Below are 23,367 nucleotides of genomic sequence, written 5' to 3'. Positions count from 1 at the left end.
GTACCTCAGCCACCCCCTTCCGCCCGACCTCCCCATCCTCCCCGGACGCGCTCGTGCGGGGAGGAACCTCAGTGCCCCCGGAACGCCTCCTCCAGCCACCACGCCCCCCGTGCCCGGCTGACCCTGGCGTGGATCATCAGGGGCCGATCGCGGGCTCCCTCCAGCCACCGGGCCACCGCGGTGAGGTCGGCCCGGTCCCGTACGGTCACCGCCTCGCAGCCGAAGCCTCTGGCGACGGCGGCGATGTCGGCGGGCGGGAAGGTCACGGTGTCCAGGGGGTACCCGTCCGGGCCGAAGTGGTGCACCTCGGCGCCGTAACCGTCGTCGTCGTACACGACGATCACCATCGGAAGGCCGAGCCGTACGACCGTCTCCAGCTCGGCGATGCCCATCAGGGCGCCCCCGTCGCCCAGCGCGGCCACCGGGAGCCGGGCGGGCTGGGCGAGGGCCGCGCCGATCGCGGTGGCGAGGCCGAGTCCGATCGACTGGAACGCCTGCGTGAAGCAGAATCCCCGCTCGTCAGGGACATCGAGGAACATCGATGGATATCCCATGAAATTTCCGGAGTCGATGGAGACGACGCGTTCCGTGGGAAGCAGGTCGTCCAGTTCGATGGTGAGCGTCCGGGGGTCGATCCTGCCGTCACCGCTCTCGTCGACGTAGGGCACGTCCCGCCAGCGGTTCTCCCCCGCGATCCGCGCGGCCAGCCCGGCCGAGCGGTAGCCGGCTCCGTCACCGTCACCGTCCGGGATGCTCTCACCGAGCAGGCGTGCGGCGGCGCGCGCGGTGAGGGCGACGTCGCCGACCACCCCTAGATGGACGGGCCGGTGGGCGCCGAGCGCGGCGTCGTCCAGGTCGACCTGGACGACGGTGGTGTCGCGGCCGATCAGCGTGCCGTGGCGCATGGTCCACATGTTGAGGGCGCAGCCCCAGCCCACGAGCACGTCGGCGTCGCGGATGAGCTCGGCCGTGAGCGGCGAGGCGAAGCCACCGCTCACGTCGAGGTCCCACGGACTGCCCCTGAACAGTCCCCTCGCCACGGCGGAGGTGGCCAGCAGCGCCCCGACCCGCCCGGCGAGTTCCTCGATCTCGCGCCGGGCCCCGCGTGCGCCCCGCCCCGCCACGAAGACGGGACGGCGCGCCGCCGCGAGGATATCCACCAGCCGGGCGACCTCCTCGGCTCCCGGCTCCGGGGATCGAGTTATCTCCCCGACCTCCGGCGACCGAACGCTCTCCCCTGCCCCGGTCCCCGTCCGGACGATCCGCTCGGCTGCCCCTGCCTCGATGTCCGCGCCGTCCGCGAGGGCCGCCTCGACCTGCGCGCACGCGGCGGAAACGGCCAGCCCCTGGACCTGCAGCGGAAGGTTGAGCAGGACCGTACGACGCCCGTCGCGAGCGGTGCGGAACGCCTCGGCCGTGTCGGCGGCGGCGGTCTCCGCCGACCCGATCCGCAGCGGTACGGCACCCACGGCCTCCGCCAGCGCGGCCTGGTCGACGAAGAAGTTCGAGCGGGGCTCGCTCACCTCTCCGGCCAGTACGACGAGCGGGGTGCGGCTCTTGGCGGCCTCGGCGATGCCGGTCATCGCGTTGGTGAGTCCCGGCCCCTGGTGGACGCTGAGCACGGCGACCCCACCGCTGAGGCGGGCGTAGGCGTCGGCCATGGTCGCCGCACCGCCCTCGTGGCGCGCGGCGACGTAGCGCACGCCGTGCGCGACCAGCGCGTTGGTCACGTGGAAGTTGCCGCTGCCCACCACCCCGAAGGCGGTGTCCACTCCGAGTGAGGCGAGGGTCCGTCCCACGACCTCGGCGACGTTCACCTCTCGACCAGGGCCAGCACGCGCAGCGGGCTGCCCGAGCCTCCGACGATGGGCAGCGGTGGCGCGACGACCACGGCGCCGGTCACCGGGAGCCGGTCGAGGTTGCGCAGCTGGGTCAGTCCGTACTTCCCCGCGCCCAGCAGGAACGAGTGACACGGGAAGGCGGGGTCGAAGCCGTGCGCGGCGCCCGCGTCGGTGCCCACGGTCTCCACACCCAGCCCGGCGATCGAGGTCTCCTCGGCCAGCCACCGGGCGCACTCGACCGAGACACCGGGCGTGTGCGGGCCCGTCTCGTTCGCGTTCAGGAAACGCTCCTGGTCGTGGGAGTAGGCGTCCCAGCCGGTGCGGTAGAGCAGCCATCCCCCCTCGGGCAGCGGCCCGTTGACCTTCTCCCACTCCTTGACGTGCGCGACCTCCAGCAGGAAGTCGGGATCCTCGGCAGCCTCCGCGGCGAAGTCGAGCACCACGGCCGGGGCGATCAGCCGCTCGACCGGCACCCGCGAGACGTCCTCGCCGTCCTTGCCGGTGACCCAGTGAACGGGCGCGTCGAAATGGGTGCCGGTGTGCTCACCGGTCACGATGTCGTTCCAGTACCACGCGGGGCCACGATCGTCGTAGTGGCTGATCTCCTTGAGCGTGAACGGGACGGTGTTGCCGAACGGCTCCGGCAGCCGCAGGATCGGCGTCTCCGACGACAGCGGCGCCGTCAGGTCGATCACCTCGATCCCGCCGCTCCGGATGCTCTCCACCAGGTTCCGCAACACCGACATGACGCCTCCAGCAGGGATGAGATCTGGGCAGATCCTCCTACACCGCCACCTCGGACCGCCAGCTTCGTGTGCGCGTGCCGGGACTCCGGGATCCGTACCGGTCTCGCGCCGATCCCCACCCGCCGCTTCGGGATCCGATCCCGGGCAGGAACGGGCTTCCACCGCCGGTGCTTGCCATCGCTTGCGAACAAGGCGAGGTTGGGAGTTGTGAAAAAGCTCATCAACGATGTCGGGTCAGTCGTTCCCGATGCGCTGCGCGGCCTCGCGGCGGCCCATCCCGGGCTCCGGGTGGACGTGGACAACCAGATCGTGTTCCGGGCCTCGGGGCCCCGCCCCGGCAAGGTGGGCCTGGTGTCCGGCGGTGGTTCGGGGCACGAGCCACTGCACGCCGGATTCGTGGGGTACGGCATGCTCGACGCGGCCTGCGCCGGTGAGATCTTCACCTCTCCCGTACCCGACCAGATGATCGAGGCCACCACGGCGGTGGACGGCGGGGCGGGAGTCCTGCACATCGTGAAGAACTACACGGGCGACGTGCTGAACTTCCGGATGGCGGCCGAACTGAGCGGCGAGGAGGGGGTGCGGGTGGAGAGCGTGCTGGTCGACGACGACGTGGCCGTACGCGACTCCCTCTACACGGCGGGGCGCAGGGGCACCGGCGCCACCCTGTTCGTCGAGAAGATCGCCGGGGCGCTCGCCGAGACCGGCGCGCCACTGCCCGAGGTCGCGCGGGTGGCCAGGGAGGTCAACGCCCGCAGCCGTTCCTTCGGGGTCGCGCTGAGCCCCTGCACCACGCCCGCGGCGGGCAGGCCCACCTTCGACCTCTCCGACACCGAGATCGAGCTGGGCATCGGCATCCACGGTGAACCCGGCAGGACGCGCTCGGCCATGCGCCCGGCCCGCGAACTGGTCCACCTCGCGATGGACGCGATCCACGAGGACCTGCCGATCTCCGGCGACACCCTCGTCATGGTGAACGGCATGGGCGGCACGCCGCTGATCGAGCTGTACATCGCCTACGCGGCCGTCGTGGAACACCTGGCGGAGAAGGGGGCGCGGGCGGCGCGCAACCTCGTCGGCAACTACGTGACGAGCCTCGACATGCAGGGATTCTCGATCACGGTCTGCCGGTTGAACGAGGAGCTCACCCGGCTCTGGGACGCCCCCGTCGAGACCTCCGCCCTGCGCTGGGGCCGCTGATGACCTCCGACTCGGGCGCCGGCTCGGGTGCTGACACGCCCACCGGAACACAGGCCGACACGGACACCGGGGCACACACTGACACGAACCAGGCCGAGATGAGCACCGCGATGGACACCGCCTTTTTCGCCGCCTGGATCGAGGAGATCGCCAGGGTCGTCGCCGCGGAGAAGGAGTGGCTGACCGGTCTGGACGCCGCGATCGGCGACGCCGACCACGGGGCCAACCTCGACCGGGGGTTCACCGCGGTCGCCGGGGCGCTCGCGGCCAAGGGACCCGACACCCCGGGGTCGCTGCTGGTGCTGGTGGGCAACACCTTGATCCGCAAGGTCGGCGGGGCGTCCGGCCCCCTCTACGGCACGGCGTTCCGCGAGGCGGGCAGGACGCTGGGCGACACCCCCGAGGTGTCCCTCGCGCAACTCCACACCGCTCTGGAGGCCGGGCTCGCCGGGGTGCGGAAGCTGGGCGCGGCCGCCGAGGGTGACAAGACCATGGTGGACGCCCTCGCCCCGGCCGTACGGGCACTGGAGCAGGCCGTACGGGACGGCAGGGACCCGGCGGAGGCGATCGGCGCCGCGTCGGAGGCGGCACGTACCGGAGCCGAGGCGACGATCCCGATGCAGGCACGCAAGGGGCGGGCGAGCTATCTCGGGCCGCGCAGCGTGGGCCACGAGGACCCCGGCGCCGCCTCCACCGCGCTCGTCGTCTCCGCCCTGCACACGGTGGCGACGTCGTGGTAGGCATCGTCCTCATCTCGCACAGCGGCCCGCTGGCGGCCGAGGTGGCACGGCTCGCCTCGCAGATCGGCGGCGCGAACGTGCCGCTCGCCGCCGCGGGCGGCACCGAGGACGGCGGTCTCGGGACCAGTCCCGACCTGGTGGCGGCGGCGATCGAGGAGGTGGACCGGGGGGACGGGGTGATCCTCATCCCCGACCTGGGAAGCTCGGTGCTCACCGCCCGGCTCTTCGCCGACGAGCGCGTGGTGATCGCCGACGTGCCGTTCGTCGAGGGGACCATCTCGGCCGTCGTGTCGGCGGGCATCGACTCCTCGCTGGACGTCGTGCTCGCGGCGGCCGAGGAGGCGAGGACCATCCGCAAACTCTGACGCGGAAAACCCCGCCCTCCGCGGGGGAGAGCGGGGTCCGGCGTACACGTGAGGCCGGACGGTGCGGGCCAAGGCTCCGGCGCACGACGCGGAGGCGCGGCGCGAGCCGAGGCCCGGCGCACGACGCGGAGGCGCGGAGGCGCGGAGGTGCGGAGGTGCGGAGGTGCGGTGCCGAGGCTCCGGCGCATGGCGCGCGAAGGTGCGGGCTAGCGCATGGCCAGCAGGCCCTCCAGCAGGCCGAGGACGGCCTGGATCGGAGGGGGCGTGGTCCCGAACTCCACGTCGGTCCCGCTGACTGAGTCCATCACGCTGACCGAGCTCTGCGGCAGCCCCCAGCGCTCACCGCCGTCGTGTCCCACGCCGACCTCGATACCGGCGAAGGTGACGTACTCCCAGTTCTTGAGGTCCCTCCTGAGCGCCTCGTGACCGCGTGCCGTGGCCCACTCGGCGACGGCCACGAGGATGCCGCCGAGCGTGTTCTCGCGCTCCTTCAGGTCTCCGGACTGGAGTTCCTCGATCTGACGGTCCAGCTCGGCGCGCTGGGCGAGGAGGGCGTTGAGGTCGCTCATGGGGGGCCTTTCGGGGAGGTGAGAAGTGTGCGGGCGGGACACCGGGCTCTTCAAAAAAGGTCGTGCACGAGGGAACCGGGCCCGTACCCGGGCAGAACCTCGCCGCGATCCACGAGCTGCTGGAGGCTTCGCCGATCCTCGGAGAGGACATTGCCGTCATGCGTCACATAATGGTGCCGTATGAGCCCACTCGGCGTCGATCTATCCCGATGGAATCCTCATGCTCAGAGACCTCGGGCGTCGAGATATACCCCTCGCGGCGTCGTCGCGCCGGTCAGGGCACGGCGTCCCGGGCGCGGGCGGTGAGGTCGAGATACTCCTCGCGGCCCAGCGTACGGGCCTCGAAGCCGAGTCCGTGCCGCGCGGCGAAGCGGTGCGCCTCCTCCGGCGGCCACGGCCCCGGCAGGTGGCGTACGGGCCTTCCCACACCGTCCATCACGAAGAGCCCGGACAGCCTCTCGTGACGGTAGGCCATCAGGCCGCCGACACAGCGGGATTCGGGTCCGATCTCCATGTCGTCGGGGACCATCCGCGAACCGAGCCGGACGCGCAGCGTCGTCCCTCCCCGGACGGAGAGGTACGGTCCGCCGGGCGGCCCGAGCGCGGCGCCGCGCCGGGTGCGCCAGGTGTGCCACGCCTCGCGCGCCGGTTTGAAGACGATGACCAGGGGGGCGAAGAAGACCGCCAGCCACTTGGCGTCCAGCAGGTCCAGCATCATCCCGCCCAGCGCGGACACCCCCCGCCACGCGAGCCAGCCACCCGCCGTGACGACGTAGGCCATCACGAACAACCCGGCCACCCCCGCGCCGGCCGCGACGGCCTTCTTGGCCCTGGACATCCGTGGGACCTCCAGGCCTGCGAGACGCGTCCATCCGGGGGCCCGCCTGCTCAGCGCGGCGCGCACCCCTTTCGACGATGTCTTCAGGGCGTCGTGCACGGGGAGTTTCCGCCCGGCCGCGAAGACGGCCACCTCGTGGACCGGCCAATCGCCGGGAAGGTCGGCGAGCACCAGCCCGTCGGCGTCGAGCACGGCGAGCCCGGTGAGAGAGCGCCGCTCCTCCTTGCCGGAGACGATCACCCGGCGCTCGTACCGGTAGTGGTACAGGGAGGCGGGCGCGAGCCGCAGCGAGCGTCCGGCCGCCGGATCCTTCGCGACCAGCGTCGGGCCGTCCCAGCTGAGCGCGGTCGCCGGACAGGGGGTGCCCTCCAGCGCGCCCTCGCGCGGCCTGATCTCGCCGGACACCTCGTCGTACGGCCGGAGCCTGAGCGCCACCTCCCCGGGAGAGTGGTCGCCACGCACCGGAAGCCCCGCGTGCTCCGTGGTGTGCCACCGCGGCGCCCGGTTCTCAAGGTCGGCGCGCCCCTCGAACTCCGTGGCGTAGCCCCGGTACTCGAAGGTCAACCCGGCGTCCTCGGCGAACTCCTCCACCAGGTGGCGATGTCTGGCCCCCGGGGAATCGAGCACGACCCTCCCGCCGGTGTCGCGGACCGTGATCCCGTAGACGACCCCGCTCTCGCGGGGAAGGCGGTACAGGACCAGGCCGGCCGCGCGTTCCTCGCCGGTGAGCGGCAACCGGATCGGATGGCGGCCCGGCACGTCGACGGCGAGACAGCCGTCGTCCACCCTCATCTCACACCCGCCTCCGGCGAGCACCCGCGTCGCGCCTATCGCTACCCCCGTCTCCCCCGCCCCGAAAATTCCCCCTTTTCCAGGAGCGACGGATAAAGCAAACATAAAGTTCCCGAAACGGCGAGACGCCACCGGGCCTGAAGGCCCCTACTTGTAACGGAAGTAGACGAAGAGGCGGCCGTGGTTCTTGGCGTCCTTGTCGATGCGGTGGTAGAGGGCCTTGATCTCCTTCTGCTCCAGGAAGCGCAGGACCTTCTTCTTCAACTGGCCCGAGCCCTTGCCGGGGATGATCTCGACCTCGGTGGCCTTCTTCCTGATGGCCTCGTCGATGATGCCCCGCAGCGCCTTGTCGATCTCTCCGCCCTTGTTGTAGAGGGGATGTAGATCAAGCTTGAGCTTCAACCGAGCCTCCCGTGTGTCAGGTGCGGCCAGTTTACGCGCGGCGGAACATCCTCCTCGGGGTGGTCGCGTCCTCCCGCCACGGGGCAGCGGGCACGGGGTACGCGAGCACGGAGGCGCCCGAACTGCGGAGGTGCGAGAACACCGCCGAGTCTGCAATCAAATTTGACCAATTCCGGGGATTATTGTGTCAATTTAACGATCTAGGCAAACAAATGCCCCCTAGTTAGGCTCCCTGTCATGATCGGCCGCCCCTGCCGGGTGGCCGAGCACGTGTCACCCGACGGGGAGGGTCGGCGCCCTCCCCGGCATGCCGTGCCCCAGGCATGCCAGGTGGCTTCCCCTCCCTGCCGCGTGATCTGTTCATGCGTGCCGACAGGGAGGTCTCGTTGACCAGAAGGCCCTACTCACCGAGGATCAGACGCGTGGCGGTGCTCGCCGCCGGCGTCGGGCTCGTCGCGGCGATGGCGCCGCCGGCGAGCGCGGATCCCACCCCCACCCCCACGCCGTCCGCCAAATGGACGGCGACTCCCCTGACCGGGGGTGAGCCGATCCAGGGCGCGAAGTCCCCCACCGGCAAACTCGCCCAAAGTGATGAGGGGCTGCTGAAGTCGACCTCGGCCGCCACGGTCAGCGTGATGGTCAAGCTCGACTACGACTCTTTCGCCGCCTATCAGGGCGGCCTCGCCGGACTTCCCGCGACGAGTCCGGCGAAGACCGGAAAGGCTCTTGACATCAAGAGCAACGACGCGAAGAAATACCAGCGACACATCGAGGACGTCGAGAACACCTTCCTCGCCGAACTCGCCAGGAACGTGCCAGGCGCCAGGGCGGGTCAGAAGCTGCGGACCGTCTACGGCGGTATCGCGCTGCGCATTCCCGCCAACAAGGCGGCCTCGCTGCTGAAGCTGCCCGGCGTGGCGGCCGTCCAGGAGGACAAGCCCGAGCAGCTGCTCACCGACTCCAGCCCCGCGTTCATCGGAGCGCCCACGATCTACAACAAGCTGGGCGGCAGCTCCTCCTCGGGCAAGGGCGTCATCGTCGGCATCCTGGACTCCGGCGCCTGGCCCGAGCACCCCCAGTTCGCCGACCCCGGCACGTTGCCCGCCGCACCGGCGACCAAGGACGGCACGCCGCGCACCTGTAACTTCGGCGACAACCCGCTCACCCCTGCGGCCGACCCGTTCGTCTGCAACCGGAAGCTCATCGGTGGCGCCCCGTTCCTGGAGACCTACAACGCGAACGTCGGCGGTGAGACCTTCCCCGACAGTGCCCGCGACTCCAACGGCCACGGCACCCACACCGCGACGACCTCGGCGGGCGGGCCGGTGGCCGACGCGAACCCGCTCGGCATCAGCCGGGGCCCGATCCACGGCATCGCCCCGGCGGCGCACGTGTCGGTCTACAAGGTCTGCGGTGAGGCCGGCTGCTACCCCTCCGACTCCGCCCAGGCGGTCGGCCGGGCCATCCTCGACGGCGTCCGCGTGATCAACTTCTCGATCTCCGGCGGCACCTCCCCCTACAGCGACCCGGTGGAGCTGGCCTTCCTCGACGCGTACTCCGCGGGCGTCCTCGTCTCGGCCTCGGCGGGCAACGCCGGCCCCGGCGCGGCGACCGTCAACCACGTCAGCCCGTGGGTGACCACGGTGGCGGCCTCCACGCAGACCAGGACCTTCCAGTCGACGATCACGCTGTCCGGTTCCGGCGGCGCGACGGCCACGGTGAAGGGCGCCTCCATCACCCCGGGCGTCGCCTCCGCGCTGCCGGTGGTGCGGGCCTCGGCCCCGCCGTACTCCAACCCGCTCTGTACCACGCCCGCACCCCCGGGTCTGTTCACCGGGAAGATCGTCCTTTGTGAGCGCGGCCCCGACCGTGTCCTGAAGGGCTTCAGTGTCCGGCAGGGCGGCGCGGCCGGCATGATCCTGTACAACTCCTCCCCGCTCGACGTGATGACGGACAACCACTGGCTCCCCACCGTCCACATCGACAAGCCCGAGGGGGACGCCCTGCTGGCGTTCCTGTCGGCCAACCCCGGCGCGACGGCCTCTTTCACCCAGGGCACCAAGACCACCTGGCAGGGCGACGCGATCACCACCTTCTCCTCGCGCGGCCCCGGTGGCGACTTCCTCAAGCCGGACGTCACCGCTCCCGGCCTGCACATCCTGGCCGGGCAGACACCGGTGCTGGAGAGCCCGGCCGGTGGCCCGCAGGGCAACCTCTACCAGGCCATCTCGGGCACCTCGATGTCGTCGCCGCACGTCGCGGGTTCCGCGGCCCTGCTGTTCGCGCTGCATCCGACCTGGACTCCCGGCCAGGTGAAGTCCGCGCTGGAGACGACGGCGAAGACCTCGGTCACCAAGCAGGACCGCGTCACCCCGGCCGACCCGTTCGACACCGGCGGCGGGCGCGTCGACCTGACCAAGGCCGGCGACCCCGGCCTGACCCTGGACGAAACGGGCGAGAACTTCGCCGCCTCGGCCGACGACCCGTTGAACCGCATCGACCTGAACCTGCCGTCGGTGAACGCCCCGATCATGCCGGGTCTCATCACCGCCAAGCGGACGTTCACCAACGTCACGAACTCGACGCTCACCTTCACCGCGACGGGCACGACGGTGAACGGCGCGAACATCACGGTGCTGCCGCCGCTGTTCAGCGTGAAGGCGGGCAAGAGCGTCAAGCTCAGCGTGGTGATCACCGCGCCGGACCTGCCGGAGGGTCAGTACTTCGGCCAGGTGAACCTCAAGCAGGTGGGCGGCTCGCGCAACCTGCACCTGCCGGTCGCGTTCGTCCGCAAGCAGGGCGCGGTCCCGGTGGAGCAGACCTGCGCACCGGCCACCATCCCGCGCAACACCGGCGAGTCCACCTGTACGGTGACCGTGCGGAACGACACCCTTGAGAACGCCGAGGTCACGGCGCTCAGCACGCTGGACGGAAAGCTGCGGCTGAACTCGGTGACCGGCGCCACCAAGATCGGTACCCAGATCGCGACGACGAAGACCACCCTCGCGGCCAGGCAGCCGGACAGGCCGGGCATCGCCCCGGGCACCGGTCCCGCCCCGTACCTGCCGCTCGACGCCTTCGGTATCGCGCCGGTACCGATCGGCGACGAGCAGGCGATCAACTTCACCGTGCCCTCGTTCCAGTACGCGGGCCAGACCTACAACAGGATCGGCATCGTCTCCAACGGCTACACGATCGCCGGGGGAAGTTCGGGCTCGGCCGACGTCTCGTTCGAACCGCAGACCCTGCCCGACCCCGCGACCCCGAACAACGTGCTCGCCACCTACTGGACCGACCTGGACGGCACCGGCGCGCCCGGCATCTACGCCGGCACGCTGACCGACGGCGTCAACGACTGGCTCGTCGTCGAGTGGCGGGTCAACCTCTACGGCACGAGCAACCTCAAGGTCTTCCAGCAGTGGATCGGCCTGAACGGGACCGAGGACATCACCTACACCTACGACCCGGGCAACCTGCCCGGTGATCCTCCCGCCGGCTACGGCCTGACCGTGGGCGCCGAGAACGCCGACGGCACCGCGGGCGGCCAGATCACCGGCCCGCCGACCACGGACCTCCGGGTGGCCAGCACGCCCGGCGCCCCCGGCGGCAGCCTGAGCTACACGATGAAGATCAAGGGCGTCGGCGCCGGGATCGGGACGGTGACGACGGGAACGTCGACACCGCAGGTCAAGGGGCTGACGATCGAGGTGGACAAGATAACCGTGCAGTAGCGAGAACGTGATGGGCCCGGCGCGACGCGCCGGGCCCATCCGGGCTTCCTGGGAGGATCACGGCGAGCCGGGGCCGGGCTCACGGATCCGGGAAACGGCCCCTGCCGGGGGCGGTGACAAGGGGTCGTCGCAACTCCTCAGATCGAGACGTTGCGACGACCACGTGAACCCAAGGGGACACGGGGCTCAGGAACTCGCGCCTCGGCGACCCCGGGGCTCGGACTCAGGGATCGAGCCCCGGTACCTCCGGTTCGGAAACCTCGGGTTCAGCGGTGAAGGTAGTCGACCAGGTGGGCCTTCTCGGTCTCCAGCGCCTCGATGGCGCTCTTGACCACGTCACCGATGCTCACGATCCCCGCCAGCCGGCCCGCGCTCACGACCGGCACGTGCCGGATACGGTGCGTGGTCATGGTCTGGCGGAGTCCGTCGACGTTGTCGTCCGGCGAGCAGGTGCGGACCTCGGCCGTCATGATGGAGGACACCGGGTCCTCCAGCACGGCGGCGCCCCGGTCGTGCAGTCGCCGCACCACGTCGCGCTCGGAGACGATGCCCGCGATGGACGAGCCGTCCTCGGACACCACCACGGCGCCGATGTTCTTCTCGGCCAGAACGGCCAGGAACGCGGCGACCGTCGAGTCCGGGCGGATGGTCGCCACCTCCGTGCCCTTGCCTTGAAGAATCGTACCTATCAGCATTGGCATCACCTCGGTTCAGCCTGGCGCGAGTATTCCTACCTTTGCCCTCTTGTGCCACACGCTAAGCACGCAGGAGAGCAAAGTATCGACCGTCAGGTGACGGGCAGCAACCGCACCGCGTCGAGGGCGAGGGTGAGCTCCACGATGTCGAGCGGGCGTGCGAGCGAGCGGCCGGTGAGCTGCTCGATTCGGCGGATGCGGTTGAAAACCGTGTTGCGGTGGCAGTACAGCCGCCCGGCGGCGCGCATGGCCGAGCCCTCGCATCGCAGCCACGCCTCCAGGGTCCCGAGGAGCACCTCCCTGTCGGCCGGGTCGAGGGCGAGGATGGGCCGTAATACGGCACCGCTGAGGTGACCCGCGAGTTCGGGCTGGCTGACCACCAGCGCGGCGGGCAGTCTGTCCTCCAGTCTGGCGATCTCCGGGCCTTCGCCCACGCAGGTCCGCAGGGCCAGTTCGGCGAGCCGCCTGGCGCGGCCCAGCTCGGCCAGTCCCTCGACGACCGGGCTGATCCCGGCGCATCCGGTGACGTACGGGCGAAGCTCTCCGGCGAGGTCGTCCATGTCCGCGTCGCGCAGCAACACGACCGACACCTCGTAGTCGGGGCGCATCCGCCACAGCAGCCGCATCACGCCCAGGGCGGTCGGCCGCGGGGTGTCGTTCCCGTGGTCGTGGCGGCCGGGCAGCCGGGTGATGACGACGGCGTACCGGCCCAGTTCGGGCAGGTCGAGCGCGGCGGCGGCGCTGCGGACGAGTCCGGCGTCGGCCCGGTCCTCAAGGAGCGCGTCGAGCAGGGCCTGGACCCTCTCGGCTGTGCGGCCGAACAACTCGGACTCCCGTCTCCGGTATGCCTCGGCGGCGGCGATCGCCTGCCGGTCGGTGGCGTGCCACACCTTCGTGGCGCTGCGGATCAGGACAGGCAGGCTGTCCGACTCCTCCTCGGTGACCACGTCGATGAGACCGTCCCACATCACCTGCGCGGAGAGCCGATAGCTGCGCAGCAGGGAGTCCATGGGCAGTCCCTGCTCAGCCCTGCGCCGGGCGGTCCTCTCCGCCTGCGGCACGTCACACCGTTCGGAGCGGGGCAGCAGGATGGCGCCGATACCGTCCCGCATCGCCTCGTAGACGCTCTGCCAGTGGTCGTCGGTGGGAACCATCCGCCGGTACGCCTCGTCGGTGTCACGGATCTTGGCGACGAGCTCGTCGGTGAGCTCGGGAAGTCTCAGCAACAGCCTGCGGGCGGCCAGGCGCATGACCCTGCGTACTTCGTCGTCCGTAACCGGCCGGGTCCCCATCTGGGGATCGTGACAGCAAAACACCTTGCCGAACAAGGTTCTGTTCTGTTTCGTGACCCGGGGTTGTGCACACGCACAACCGGGACCCGTCCCGCATGGGCGTCCGCCCCGACTTCACCCCGCCCTCTGGACGCCGGTGAAGCGTCTCGGTTGGGTGCGTTCATCGGCTGTCAGGAGGCACACATGGACGTGCACGCCCCTCGCCCTCCCGGGGACTCCGGGCTGGCCGTCAGGGATCTGGCGGTGGACTACGGCCCGGTCCCGGCCCTGCGGGGTGTCTCGCTGAGCGTCCCGCGCGGTTCGGTCGTCGCGGTGCTCGGCGGTAACGGCGCGGGGAAGTCGACCCTGCTGCGCGCCGTTTCCGGCACCCTCGGCTTCCACCGGGGCGGCATCACCGCGGGCGAGGTCGGGTTCGGCGGCACACGGCTGTCCGGCGCCGCCACCTCGGCCATCGTGGCGGGGGGTGTCGTCCAGGTACCCGAGGGGCGCAAGGTCTTCGCGCGGATGACAGTCGAGGAGAACCTGCGGGCCGGCGCCCTCGGCGCACCCGACCGGCGGTCGGCGGCCGAGGCGAGGGAGAGGGTGCTCGCGCTCTTCCCCGTGCTCGCCAGGCGCGCCGGACAACGCGCGGGCCTGCTGTCCGGCGGGGAGCAGCAGATGCTCGCCATCGGCCGCGCGCTGATGGCCAGGCCCAGGATGCTGCTGCTCGACGAGCCCACCCTCGGTCTCGCACCGCTGATGGCCGCCAGGATCGCCGAGACCGTCCGCGAGATCAACGCCGACGGCACCACCGTGCTCCTGGTGGAGCAGAACGCCGCGATGGCTCTGTCCCTGGCCTCGTACGCCTACGTGCTGGAGGTCGGCGAGGTGGTGCTGTCGGGGCCGGCCGCGGAACTCGCCGCGAGCGACGAGGTGCGCCGTCGCTACCTTGGCATCGAGGACACCTCCCCGGTCGCGGCCCGTGGGACGCGGAAGGCGGCTCGGCCCGCGCTGTCGAGGTGGTCCGCGTGAGCGACACATACCAACCGGATGGTACGGACCCTTCCATCCCCCGGCTCGACGTGCGTGACGTGACCGTGCGTTTCGCCGGGCTCACCGCGCTGGACGCGGTCGGCTTCACCGTCGAGCCCGGCAGCCTCCACGCGGTGATCGGGCCCAACGGGGCGGGCAAGTCGACCTTCTTCAACGTCCTGTCGGGCGTCTACCGGGCCGCCTCGGGCAGCGTGCGGTTCGGCGACGCGGAACTGACCTCCCTGGCCCCGCACCGTGTCGCCGCCCTGGGCGTGGCGCGCACCTTCCAGAACATCGCCCTGTCGCCGCGCCTGTCGGTAAGGGACAACCTCATGCTCGGCCGCCACCGGCTGACCCGCGCCGGGTTCCTCTCGGCCGGGTTGCGGCTGCCGTCGGCCCGGCGCGAGGCGGCCGCGCACGGCGAGCGGGTGACCGAGATCGCCGCGTTCGTCGGGCTCTCCGAACGGCTGGCCACGCCCGCCGGACTGCTGCCGTACGGCGTGCAGAAGCGCGTGGAGCTGGCGCGGGCCCTGTGCATGGAACCCCGGCTGCTGCTGCTGGACGAGCCGGTCGCCGGCATGAACGGCGGCGAGCGCCGCGACATGGCCGAGTTGATCGTCGCGGTACGGGAGAGCCTCGGCATCTCGATCCTGCTGGTCGAGCACGACATGGGGATCGTCATGCGGCTCGCCGACGCGGTGACGGTCCTGGACTTCGGCAGGCGCATCGCGGACGGTTCTCCCCGCGAGGTGCAGAACGATCCGGAGGTGGTCCGCGCCTACCTGGGCGCGGCGGTGGAAAGCACCGTGGTCGAGAGCGCGACCGCGGTGCTTCCCACCGCCGAGGACGCCACCGAGAGAAACACGACCGTCGAGAACGCGAGCGCGGAAAACACGACGGGCAAGGACACGACCGCTGGAAGCGCGGCGGGCGAGAGCGTGGCGGGCGGGGACGGGGAGGTCGCTTCGTGATCACTTTTCTCGAACTCCTGGTGAACGGGATCTCCGTCGGAGCCGTGTACGCGTTGATCGCCCTGGGCTTCGTCATCATCTTCAAGGCGACCGAGGTGGTGAACTTCGCGCACGCCTCGCTACTGCTGGTCGGCGGCTTCATCGTGGCCGGAACGCACCCGTCGGTGGGCTTCTGGACCGCCCTGCTGCTGGGCGTCGCCGGTGCGGCCGTCGTGGGCGCCCTCATCGAGTTCCTGGTCATCCGCAGGGCGAACACCGCCTCGCACAGCGTGCTGGCGATCGTGACGATCGGCGTCGACATCGTGCTGACGACCGAGCTGACCAGGCGGATCGGCACCGACGTGCTCGCCATGGGCGACCCTTGGCGTGACCGGGTGCTGCACCTGGGTGACGTCAGCGTCGCCCAGACCCGGGTGGTCGCACTGGCCGTCGCGGCGGCCCTGATCACCGCGTTCCTGCTGGCGTTCAAGCACACGAACTGGGGCATCGCCATGCGCGCCACCGCGGAGGACGCGGAGACCGCCGCGCTGATGGGCGTGCGGCGCGGGCGGGTCTCGATGGGAGCCTGGGCGGTCGCCGGGGCGCTCGCCGCCGTCGCGGCGCTCTTCCTGTGCGTCTTCCCGACCCCGGGGCTGGACCGCGGCACCGCCTTCGCGGCGATGAAGGCGTTCCCCGCGGCGATCCTGGGCGGCCTTGACTCCACCACGGGAGCGCTGGCCGGAGGACTGATCATCGGTGTCACCGAGGCCATGATGAGCGGCTACCAGAACGACCTCGCCTTCCTCGGCCGGGGCATCGGCGACGTCGCGCCGTTCCTCGTGATGATCGTGGTCCTGCTCATCCGCCCCGCGGGACTGTTCGGGACGAGGGAGCCGGCACGTGTCTAGGAAGATCATCCTCTCCTGCGCCGCACTGGCCGTGGTGGCGGTCGCCGTACCGTTCTACCTGGAGGGCTTCTGGCTGCAGACCGGGCTCTTCGCGATGTCGGCGGCGATCGGGGCGATCGGTGTCAACCTGCTGACCGGTGCCACCGGCCAGCTGTCCATGGGACACGCCTTCTTCCTGGCGGTCGGCGCGTACGCCTACGTCTACCTCGCCTCCGAGCCGGAGGGCGGCGCACACGCCCTCGGCGGCCTGGGCCTGCCCACCCCCGTGGCGGCGTTGCTCGCGGTGCTCGCGGCGGGCGTCGCGGGCGGCGTGTTCAGCCCCATCGCGGGACGCCTGAAAGGCGCCTACCTCGGCATCGCCACCCTCGCGCTGATCTTCGTCGGCCAGCACGTGCTGTTCAACGCCGAACCCGTGACGGGCGGATACAACGGGCGCCCGGTGCCACCGATGGAGCTGTTCGGGTTCGTGTTCGCCGACACCCCCGAACTGGTGGTCGCGCGGGTGCCCTTTGGTTCGCTGGAGCGGCTGTGGTTTCTGGGCCTGGTCCTGCTGACCGGCGCGGCGCTGTTCGCCCGAGGGGTGCTGCGCGGCCGTCCGGGGAGGGCCATGAACACCATCCGCGACCATGAGATCGCGGCGGGGGTGATGGGCGTGCCGGTGGCCCGCTACCGCGCCGGGGTGTTCGTGCTCTCGTCGATGTACGGAGGGCTGGCCGGGGTCCTGCTCGCGCTGATCTTCCAGCGCACCGTGCCCGACTACTTCGGCCTGCTGCTCTCCCTCGACTACCTTGCGATGATCGTCATCGGTGGACTCGGCTCCGTCGCGGGCGCGGTGATCGGCGCGTTCTTCGTCTCGATGCTCCCCCAGTTGCTCAGCCGCTACAGCGACGCCCTGCCGCTGGTGGCCGAGCCGGGCTCTGGCGGAGTCTCGCCCGCAGAGGCGGCCCGCGTCCTGTACGGCGCCGCCGTCGTCGTCATCGTCCTCTTCCTGCCCGGCGGGCTGCTCGGCCTCGCCGGCCGCCTGCGCCCGGCCGCCGGTCGGCGGCTCGCCCCCGTCCCCGCTTCCTCCGCTCGCGCTTCCCCGGCTCCCGCGGCGACGAAGGCCCCGCCGTCTCCGCCCCCACCCCCCGACTCCCCCGACTCCCCCGACTCCCCCGACACAAGGAACTGATGACATGGGAATCCCAAGAACCCCGGTCCGAGGCGTCGCGGCGCTCGCCGCCCTGGCCCTGGCCGTCACCGCGTGCGCCAGCGAGAAGGCCACCGGGGGCGGCGGGGAGGCCTCCGCCCCCTCCGCCGTCGGGGGGGACGGCGTGAAGACGGGCCCCGGCGTCACCGCCGACAAGATCACGATCGGTCTGATGACCGACCTCACCGGCCCGTACGCCTCGTTCGGCAAGAGCCTGACCCAGGCACAGCAGCTGTACTTCGAGCAGGCGAACGCGGCCGGGGGCGTGTGCGGACGGCAGCTGGAGGCCCTGGTGCGCGACCACGGCTACGACGCGCAGAAGGCGGTCGCGGCCTACACCGAGATCGCCCCGAAAGTGGTGGCGCTCGCCCACGTCGTCGGCTCGCCCATGGTCAACGCGCTCAAGCAGCGCATCGAGACCGACCAGATGCTCACCCTCCCGCAGGCCTGGGCGACCGGACTGCTCGGCAGCAGGGCCATCCAGGTCACCGGGACGACCTACGACATCGACATGATCAACGGGGTTGACTTCCTGACCAGGGAGAAGGGCCTCAAGTCCGGGGACAGGATCGGGCACCTGTACTTCGAGGGCGACTACGGTGAGAGCGCCCTCAACGGCTCCAAGTACGCGTCGGAGAAGCTCGGCCTCACGCTCGTGGAACAGAAGATCAAGGCCACCGACCAGGACATGAGCGCCCAGGTCGCCGCGTTCAAGGCGGAGGGCGTCAAGGCCGTCCTCGTCTCCGTCGGTCCGAGGCAGACCGCCTCGCTCGTCGGCGTCTCGCTCGCCAAGGGCATGGACGTGCCGTTCGTCGGCAGCAACTCGGCCTACTCCCCGCAACTGCTGCCCACTCCGGCCGGGCCCGCCCTGCTGAAGGACTTCTACTACATGACCGCCGGCACGCCGATCAGCTCAGAACTGCCCGCCCTGAAGAAGCTGGCCGCCGACTATACGGCGAAATATCCGGACACGGCCATCGACAGCGGCGTCCCCGCGGGCTACTCGGCGGCGGCGATCGTCGTCGACGCGCTCAAGAAGGCCTGCGAGGGCAAGGACCTGACCCGGGCGGCGGTGGTCGCCGCGCACCGCGGCCAGTCGGCCTGGGGCGAGGAGTTCGGCACGATCATGGACTTCACCGCCTTCGACAGGCCCGCCTCGCTGCTGTCGTACGTGGCCAAGCCGGACAAGGCGGCCCTGGGCGGCGCGGTCGTCTTCGAGGAGGCCGCGACGTCCGACCTGGCCAAGGAGTACCGGGTCCCGGTGGGCTGACCCACGGTCCCCTGTGCTCCTCTGTGCGGCCCGGTACGCGCCGGGTGTGCGGGGCCGCACCGCTCCGGGCTAGCGTGGGGGCGACCAGAGACCTCCGCTCCCGGGAACACGATGACCCAGAAGCTCAACACCGGCAGCCACGACCTGCCGGTCTCCGAGGCCCTCGCCGCGTTCATGAACACCGGCTGGGCCGACACGCACCGCGACGACCTGGCCCCGCTGCCGCAGGCGGCCTACACCGCCAAGCGGCGCGCCGCGCTCGCCGCCCGCTTTCCCGGCGAGCGGCTGGTCGTCCCGTCCGGCACGCTCAAGGTCCGCAGCAACGACAGCGACTACCGGTTCCGGGCGCACAGCGCCTTCGCCTACCTCACCGGCGACCAGGAGCCCGACGACGTGCTGGTCGTCGAACCCTCAGGGGAGGCCACGCTGTTCCTGCGCCCCCGCTCACCGAGATCGGCGCCGGGCGAGGCCGGGCAGGAGTTCTACCGCGACCGCCGCTACGGCGAGTTCTGGGTGGGCCGCCGCCCCGACCTGGCCGAGGCCGAGGCCCTGCACCAGATCGCCTGCGCGCCGATCGACAGACTGGACGACGTGCTCGGCGGACCGGCGCGGGTGCTGCGCGGGGTGGACGCGTCGGTCGACGCGCGGGTCTCCCCCGGCGACGGCGACGAGGAGCTGGAGACGTTCCTGTCCGAGATGCGGCTGATCAAGGACGAGTGGGAGGTCGCCGAGCTGCAGTTCTCGATCGACGCCACCGTGCGCGGGTTCGAGGACGTGGCGCGGGCCCTGCCGGCCGCGCTGGGACACCGGCGCGGCGAACGCTATCTGGAGGGGGTCTTCGGCCTCCGCGCCCGCCTGGAGGGCAACGCGGTCGGCTACGACAGCATCGTGGCCTCCGGCGCCAACGCGTGCGTGCTGCACTGGATCCGCAACGACGGGCGGCTGGACGCGAACGAACTGCTGCTCCTCGACGCGGGCGTGGAGACCGACCACCTCTACACCGCCGACATCACCAGGACCCTCCCGCTCTCCGGGCGCTTCAGCCCGGTCCAGCGCCAGGTCTACGAGCTGGTGTACGAGGCCCAGGAGGCGGCGATCGCCACCCTGCGCCCCGGTGTGAGCTTTCGTGACTTCCACCGCGCGGCCATGAGGGTCATCGCGGAAGGGCTGCACGACTGGGGTGTGCTGAAGATCGGCGCGGACGAGGCGATGGAGCCCGGCAGCGGCCTGTACCGCCGCTACACGCTGTGCAGCAGCGGCCACATGCTCGGCATGGACGTGCACGACTGCGCCAGGGCCCGCTCGGAGGTCTACCTGGACGGTGTGCTGGAGGAGGGACAGGTGCTGACGGTCGAGCCCGGCCTCTACCTGCAACCGGATGACCTCACGCTTCCGCCGGAACTGCGCGGTATCGGCGTGCGCATCGAGGACGACCTGATCATCACCTCCGACGGCGCCCGCCTCATGTCGGCCGGGCTGCCCCGCCACCCCGACAAGGTGGAGAGATGGATGGAGGATTCAGGCGTCACGAGTTGAGCGGGCGAGGACGGCAGACGACGGCAGACGACGGCAGACGACGACTGGGAAAAGGTCGCCGCGCTCTCGACCTCGGGCAGGGCGGCGATCTTTTCGCGGATCCGCCGCCTCCGCCACACCCTCACGTGCGTTCCTTCACCTGCCCCATCGGCGGCGTGGCCGATCCCGGCTGGTCATCGGGGTTGGGAGCGACAGCGGGAACCACAGGAGTTCCCTCACCTCGCCGCCTCGCCACCACGAGCGAACGACGCCTTCTGAGGTAGATTCTGATCTATGACCCCGAAGCAAGCCCCGCCCGGCGAGCGAAGTGGTCGACTGGGGGGTGGACCCGTTGGAGTCGTGGTCACACGCGCGGTGAACGAAAGTGGTGAGCGGCCGGTGAAAGATCAGGAGCCTCGCTGGCTGTCCTCCGTCGAGCAACGGGCATGGCGTGCCCACCTCGCCGCGCACAAGCTCCTCGAGCATCGCCTCGATCGTGAGCTCCAACCCCTCGGACTCTCGTTCAACGACTACGAGATCCTGGTGAACCTGTCGGAGACCTCCGGTCAGCGCATGCGGATGAGCGATCTGGCGGAGGCCACGATCCAGTCCCGCAGCCGCCTGTCACATCAGATCTCCCGGATGGAGGCCGCCGGTCTGGTCGCCAGGGAGACCTGCGCCGACGACAGGCGCGGCACCTTCGCCGTCCTCACCGAGCACGGCTGGGCCACCATCCAGAAGGTCGCACCCCACCACGTGACCGGCGTGCGCCGTCACTTCATCGACCTGCTCACCGACGATCAGCTGATCGAACTGGAAGCGGCGTACGCGCCGGTGGTCAAGCACCTCAAAAGCATCCGCTGACGCGAAACCGATACCGGTCGTTCCTCGTTAGTAGACCGGAAGGTCGTTACGATCCGCCCATGTCTGCTCGCCGGATCCTCATCACCGCGGTGATCGCCGCGTTATCCCTGGTCACCGCATGCAGTGGCGGCGGTGCCTCCGACGGCACGACAGCCCTTCCCAGCGGAGCCGAGCTGGTCAAGAAGTCCGCGGAGGCGATGCGCTCCGTGAAGTCCGCCACCTTCTCCCTGGAGACCGAGGGCACCCCACCCGTACCGGTCAAGAAGGCCTCCGGTCGTCTCAGCGGGACCGGCGACGCGGACGGCACCCTCCAGATCGACGTACTGGGCAGTCTCCAGGAGATCAACTTCGTGCTGATCGGGGAGACCGTCCACTTCAAGGGCGTGACCGGCGGCTTCCAGCAGATGTCGCGGAGCCAGCTGGCGGCGATCTACGACCCGTCCGCCATCCTCAACCCGGAGAAGGGCGTCGTACAGCTACTGACCAACGCGCTCGACGCGAAGACCCAGGCGGCGGAGAAGCTGGACGGCGTCGACACCTACCGGGTCTCGGCGACGCTCTCCCAGCAGGTGCTCGCCACGATGGTGCCCGGTCTCACCCAGAATGTCGACGCGGTGCTCTGGATCGACAAGGCCACCAACCGGCTGCTCAAGGCGGACCTGCCACTGACCGACGGCAAGGTGATCGTGGCCTTCGGCGACTACGACGTGCCGGTCCAGGTCACCGCTCCGGCGGAGTGACGGTGACCCGCACAGTGACCCGCACGGTGACCCGCACGGTGACCCGCAGATGACCTACACCGCCTCGGGCGACGCCCTTCCCACCCGGCGGCGAACCGCCCTCGGCGTCGGCGGCACCGCGGTGCTGCTCGCGGCCCTGGACGCCTACGTCGTGGTGACCGTCCTCGTCGACATCGCGAGGGACGTCGACGTTCCCCTCAACCACCTGGAGCGGGCCACCCCGATCGTCACCGGTTTCCTGCTCGGCTACATCGCGGCCATGCCGCTGCTCGGCCAGCTCTCCGACCGGTACGGCAGGCGCCCGCTCATCCACCTGTGCCTGGCGGGCTTCGCAGCGGGCTCGGTGATCACCGCGCTGGGTGAGACCGTGCCCTGGCTCGTCGCGGGGCGGACCCTGCAGGGAGTGGCGGGCGGCGCGCTGCTGCCCATCACCATGGCCCTGATCGGGGATTTGTGGGAGGAGGACGAGCGCCCGGTGGCGCTCGGCGCGGTGGGGTCGGCCCAGGAACTCGGCAGCGTGCTGGGCCCTCTGTACGGTGCCGCCCTCGCCGCCCTCGTCCCTGCCGGGCTCCAGATCGGCGGCGTGCAACTCGGCGGCTGGCGGTCGATCTTCTGGTTGAACGTCCCACTGGTGGCCCTGGCCGCGGTGGCCGTGCAGCGGTCGGTGCCGCCGCCCTCCCGCGACAGGGAACCCGGGGCGGGAAAGCGCGTCGACGTGGTGGGCGGGCTGCTGCTCGCGCTCTCGCTCGGCCTGCTCGTGGCCGGTCTCTACAACCCCGACCCCGGCCGGTCGGTCCTCCCCCCGTGGGGCATGCCCATGATCGTCGCCGGGGTCGTGTCCGGCGCGGCGTTCGTCGCCTGGGAGTGGCGCTCCAGGACCCGGCTGATCGACATGACGGGGGTGCGGCGCGGCCCGTTCTTCGCCACGCTCGGGGTGAGCTTCCTGACCGGCGCCGCGCTGCTGGTCACCCTGGTCGACGTGCAGCTGTCGGCGCAGACGCTGCTGGGGCTCGACAGCCTGGACGGCGCCCTGGTGCTGTCGCGCTTCCTCGTCGCGCTCTCGGTCGCCGCGCTGGTGGGCGGCGTGATGGCCCGCCGCTACGGCGAACGCGCGGTGACGGTGCTCGGGCTCGCGGTGGCCACGGCCGGGTACGCGCGCATCGGCCAGTGGCCCCTGGACCTGGCCTCGGCCGGATATCGCATGGACGTCGACCTCGTCGTCGCCGGCCTGGGTCTCGGCCTGGTGATCGCCCCGGTCTCCTCCGCGGTGCTGCGGGCCGTGCCCGCCGTCCAGCACGGGGTGGCCTCGGCGGCGGTGGTCGTGGCCCGGATGATGGGCATGCTACTCGGCGTCGCCGCGCTGTCCGCGTGGGGCTTCCACCGCTTCCAGTCACTCACCGCCGACCTGGACACGCCACTGCCCTTCGGGGTGGACCCCGTCGTGTACGCCGGGCGGCTCACCGAGTACCAGGAAAAGGTGAAGGAGGCGCTGCACACCGAGTACAGCGAGATCTTCCTGATCACGGCCGTCCTGTGCGGGGTGGGCGCGCTGGTCGCGCTACTCCTGCCCCGCGGATCCCGGCGAGCCGACCGATCCTGACCCCGACACCCGCGCCGACCGGGCACGAACCGGAACCGGAACCGGGCACGGACCCGGCCGGCACGAGCCGGAACCGGGCACGACCTCGACGCGGACCGGCCCGGTTCCG

General features: G+C 70.9%; 20 protein-coding genes. 13 read left to right on the top strand and 7 right to left on the bottom strand.

Annotated features, from left to right (window positions below):
- Nucleotides 1–68 precede the first annotated feature (68 nt).
- The gene (locus tag ACIBH4_RS17125) at nucleotides 69–1,817 is read right to left on the bottom strand and encodes a thiamine pyrophosphate-binding protein (RefSeq protein WP_362506523.1); all 1,749 of its coding nucleotides are present in this window, start codon (nucleotides 1,815–1,817) and stop codon (nucleotides 69–71) included.
- Nucleotides 1,814–2,587 (bottom strand): cyclase family protein, encoded by a 774-nt coding sequence (locus ACIBH4_RS17120; protein WP_362506526.1) that lies wholly within the window; start codon nucleotides 2,585–2,587, stop codon nucleotides 1,814–1,816. The genes ACIBH4_RS17125 and ACIBH4_RS17120 overlap by 4 nt, the downstream gene beginning before the upstream one ends.
- Before the next feature lie 207 nt (nucleotides 2,588–2,794).
- Here ACIBH4_RS17120 and dhaK point away from each other — a divergent pair, with 207 nt between their 5' ends.
- From dhaK to dhaM, 3 genes are all read left to right on the top strand, one after another.
- Complete coding sequence (gene dhaK / locus ACIBH4_RS17115) at nucleotides 2,795–3,787, top strand: dihydroxyacetone kinase subunit DhaK (protein WP_362506529.1); 993 nt, start codon at nucleotides 2,795–2,797, stop codon at nucleotides 3,785–3,787.
- A gap of 110 nt (nucleotides 3,788–3,897) precedes the next feature.
- Entirely contained in the window at nucleotides 3,898–4,527 is a 630-nt protein-coding gene (dhaL, locus tag ACIBH4_RS17110; RefSeq protein WP_362766607.1) for a dihydroxyacetone kinase subunit DhaL, read from the top strand.
- On the top strand, nucleotides 4,521–4,892 hold the full coding sequence (gene dhaM, locus ACIBH4_RS17105) for a dihydroxyacetone kinase phosphoryl donor subunit DhaM (protein ID WP_362506535.1): 372 nt from the start codon (nucleotides 4,521–4,523) through the stop codon (nucleotides 4,890–4,892). The genes dhaL and dhaM overlap by 7 nt, the downstream gene beginning before the upstream one ends.
- Before the next feature lie 206 nt (nucleotides 4,893–5,098).
- Here dhaM and ACIBH4_RS17100 read toward each other — a convergent pair whose 3' ends face one another.
- The 3 genes from ACIBH4_RS17100 to ACIBH4_RS17090 form a co-directional block, all read right to left on the bottom strand.
- Nucleotides 5,099–5,461, bottom strand: a complete 363-nt coding sequence (locus ACIBH4_RS17100; RefSeq protein WP_362506538.1) for a hypothetical protein — start codon at nucleotides 5,459–5,461, stop codon at nucleotides 5,099–5,101.
- A 274-nt stretch (nucleotides 5,462–5,735) separates the two neighbouring features.
- Nucleotides 5,736–7,091 carry a hypothetical protein gene (locus ACIBH4_RS17095; protein ID WP_362766610.1) on the bottom strand — a complete coding sequence of 452 codons (1,356 nt, stop codon included), beginning with the start codon at nucleotides 7,089–7,091 and terminating at the stop codon, nucleotides 5,736–5,738.
- Nucleotides 7,092–7,238: 147 nt separating this feature from the next.
- Complete coding sequence (locus ACIBH4_RS17090) at nucleotides 7,239–7,493, bottom strand: Smr/MutS family protein (protein WP_329093428.1); 255 nt, start codon at nucleotides 7,491–7,493, stop codon at nucleotides 7,239–7,241.
- A 386-nt stretch (nucleotides 7,494–7,879) separates the two neighbouring features.
- Between ACIBH4_RS17090 and ACIBH4_RS17085 the strand changes: the two genes are divergently transcribed.
- A complete protein-coding gene (locus ACIBH4_RS17085; protein ID WP_362506545.1) occupies nucleotides 7,880–11,224 on the top strand; it encodes a S8 family serine peptidase in 3,345 nt (1,114 codons plus the stop codon).
- Between the two features lie 266 nt (nucleotides 11,225–11,490).
- Here the strand turns inward: ACIBH4_RS17085 and ACIBH4_RS17080 are convergent, their stop codons facing one another.
- Nucleotides 11,491–11,919: a CBS domain-containing protein gene (locus ACIBH4_RS17080; RefSeq protein ID WP_362506548.1), complete on the bottom strand. Its 429-nt coding sequence runs from the start codon at nucleotides 11,917–11,919 to the stop codon at nucleotides 11,491–11,493.
- A gap of 92 nt (nucleotides 11,920–12,011) precedes the next feature.
- Entirely contained in the window at nucleotides 12,012–13,211 is a 1,200-nt protein-coding gene (locus tag ACIBH4_RS17075) for a helix-turn-helix domain-containing protein (RefSeq protein WP_362506551.1), read from the bottom strand.
- A 183-nt stretch (nucleotides 13,212–13,394) separates the two neighbouring features.
- Here ACIBH4_RS17075 and ACIBH4_RS17070 point away from each other — a divergent pair, with 183 nt between their 5' ends.
- The 9 genes from ACIBH4_RS17070 to ACIBH4_RS17030 all read left to right on the top strand — a co-directional run bounded on the left by ACIBH4_RS17070 (nucleotide 13,395) and on the right by ACIBH4_RS17030 (nucleotide 23,258).
- Nucleotides 13,395–14,222, top strand: coding sequence for an ABC transporter ATP-binding protein (locus tag ACIBH4_RS17070; protein ID WP_362506554.1), 828 nt, complete (start codon nucleotides 13,395–13,397; stop codon nucleotides 14,220–14,222).
- Nucleotides 14,219–15,193, top strand: coding sequence for an ABC transporter ATP-binding protein (locus tag ACIBH4_RS17065; RefSeq protein ID WP_362506557.1), 975 nt, complete (start codon nucleotides 14,219–14,221; stop codon nucleotides 15,191–15,193). The genes ACIBH4_RS17070 and ACIBH4_RS17065 overlap by 4 nt, the downstream gene beginning before the upstream one ends.
- Nucleotides 15,190–16,080 (top strand): branched-chain amino acid ABC transporter permease, encoded by an 891-nt coding sequence (locus tag ACIBH4_RS17060; protein WP_362766613.1) that lies wholly within the window; start codon nucleotides 15,190–15,192, stop codon nucleotides 16,078–16,080. Before ACIBH4_RS17065 ends, ACIBH4_RS17060 begins: the two co-directional genes overlap by 4 nt.
- Nucleotides 16,073–17,251, top strand: coding sequence for a branched-chain amino acid ABC transporter permease (locus tag ACIBH4_RS17055; protein WP_362506563.1), 1,179 nt, complete (start codon nucleotides 16,073–16,075; stop codon nucleotides 17,249–17,251). Before ACIBH4_RS17060 ends, ACIBH4_RS17055 begins: the two co-directional genes overlap by 8 nt.
- A 4-nt stretch (nucleotides 17,252–17,255) precedes the next feature.
- Nucleotides 17,256–18,539, top strand: a complete 1,284-nt coding sequence (locus ACIBH4_RS17050) for an ABC transporter substrate-binding protein (protein ID WP_362506566.1) — start codon at nucleotides 17,256–17,258, stop codon at nucleotides 18,537–18,539.
- Between the two features lie 111 nt (nucleotides 18,540–18,650).
- Complete coding sequence (locus tag ACIBH4_RS17045; protein WP_362506569.1) at nucleotides 18,651–20,075, top strand: aminopeptidase P family protein; 1,425 nt, start codon at nucleotides 18,651–18,653, stop codon at nucleotides 20,073–20,075.
- Nucleotides 20,076–20,453: 378 nt separating this feature from the next.
- A complete protein-coding gene (locus tag ACIBH4_RS17040; protein WP_362506572.1) occupies nucleotides 20,454–20,918 on the top strand; it encodes a MarR family transcriptional regulator in 465 nt (154 codons plus the stop codon).
- A 59-nt stretch (nucleotides 20,919–20,977) separates the two neighbouring features.
- Nucleotides 20,978–21,658, top strand: coding sequence for an LppX_LprAFG lipoprotein (locus ACIBH4_RS17035; protein WP_362506575.1), 681 nt, complete (start codon nucleotides 20,978–20,980; stop codon nucleotides 21,656–21,658).
- 49 nt (nucleotides 21,659–21,707) lie between these two features.
- The gene (locus tag ACIBH4_RS17030; RefSeq protein ID WP_362766616.1) at nucleotides 21,708–23,258 is read left to right on the top strand and encodes an MFS transporter; all 1,551 of its coding nucleotides are present in this window, start codon (nucleotides 21,708–21,710) and stop codon (nucleotides 23,256–23,258) included.
- The last annotated feature ends 109 nt before the right edge of the window (nucleotides 23,259–23,367 follow it).

It is taken from the genome of Streptosporangium sp. NPDC050284, assembly GCF_044459525.1.
In the GTDB taxonomy this organism is placed as follows: Bacteria; Actinomycetota; Actinomycetes; order Streptosporangiales; family Streptosporangiaceae; genus Streptosporangium.
The sequence above is the reverse complement of the archived record's forward strand: the minus strand, read 5'-3'. Positions and strand labels throughout refer to the sequence as shown.

Excerpts from the sequence above, each read along its gene's own strand:
- ACIBH4_RS17045 (WP_362506569.1), top strand. The coding sequence starts at position 18,651 with ATGACCCAGAAGCTCAACACCGGCAGCCACGACCTGCCGGTCTCCGAG.
- dhaL (WP_362766607.1), top strand. The coding sequence starts at position 3,898 with ATGGACACCGCCTTTTTCGCCGCCTGGATCGAGGAGATCGCCAGGGTC.
- ACIBH4_RS17050 (WP_362506566.1), top strand. The coding sequence starts at position 17,256 with ATGGGAATCCCAAGAACCCCGGTCCGAGGCGTCGCGGCGCTCGCCGCC.
- ACIBH4_RS17035 (WP_362506575.1), top strand. The coding sequence starts at position 20,978 with ATGTCTGCTCGCCGGATCCTCATCACCGCGGTGATCGCCGCGTTATCC.
- ACIBH4_RS17080 (WP_362506548.1), bottom strand. The coding sequence starts at position 11,919 with ATGCTGATAGGTACGATTCTTCAAGGCAAGGGCACGGAGGTGGCGACC.
- ACIBH4_RS17030 (WP_362766616.1), top strand. The coding sequence starts at position 21,708 with ATGACCTACACCGCCTCGGGCGACGCCCTTCCCACCCGGCGGCGAACC.
- ACIBH4_RS17075 (WP_362506551.1), bottom strand. The coding sequence starts at position 13,211 with ATGGGGACCCGGCCGGTTACGGACGACGAAGTACGCAGGGTCATGCGC.
- ACIBH4_RS17100 (WP_362506538.1), bottom strand. The coding sequence starts at position 5,461 with ATGAGCGACCTCAACGCCCTCCTCGCCCAGCGCGCCGAGCTGGACCGT.
- ACIBH4_RS17095 (WP_362766610.1), bottom strand. The coding sequence starts at position 7,091 with ATGAGGGTGGACGACGGCTGTCTCGCCGTCGACGTGCCGGGCCGCCAT.
- ACIBH4_RS17120 (WP_362506526.1), bottom strand. The coding sequence starts at position 2,587 with ATGTCGGTGTTGCGGAACCTGGTGGAGAGCATCCGGAGCGGCGGGATC.
- ACIBH4_RS17070 (WP_362506554.1), top strand. The coding sequence starts at position 13,395 with ATGGACGTGCACGCCCCTCGCCCTCCCGGGGACTCCGGGCTGGCCGTC.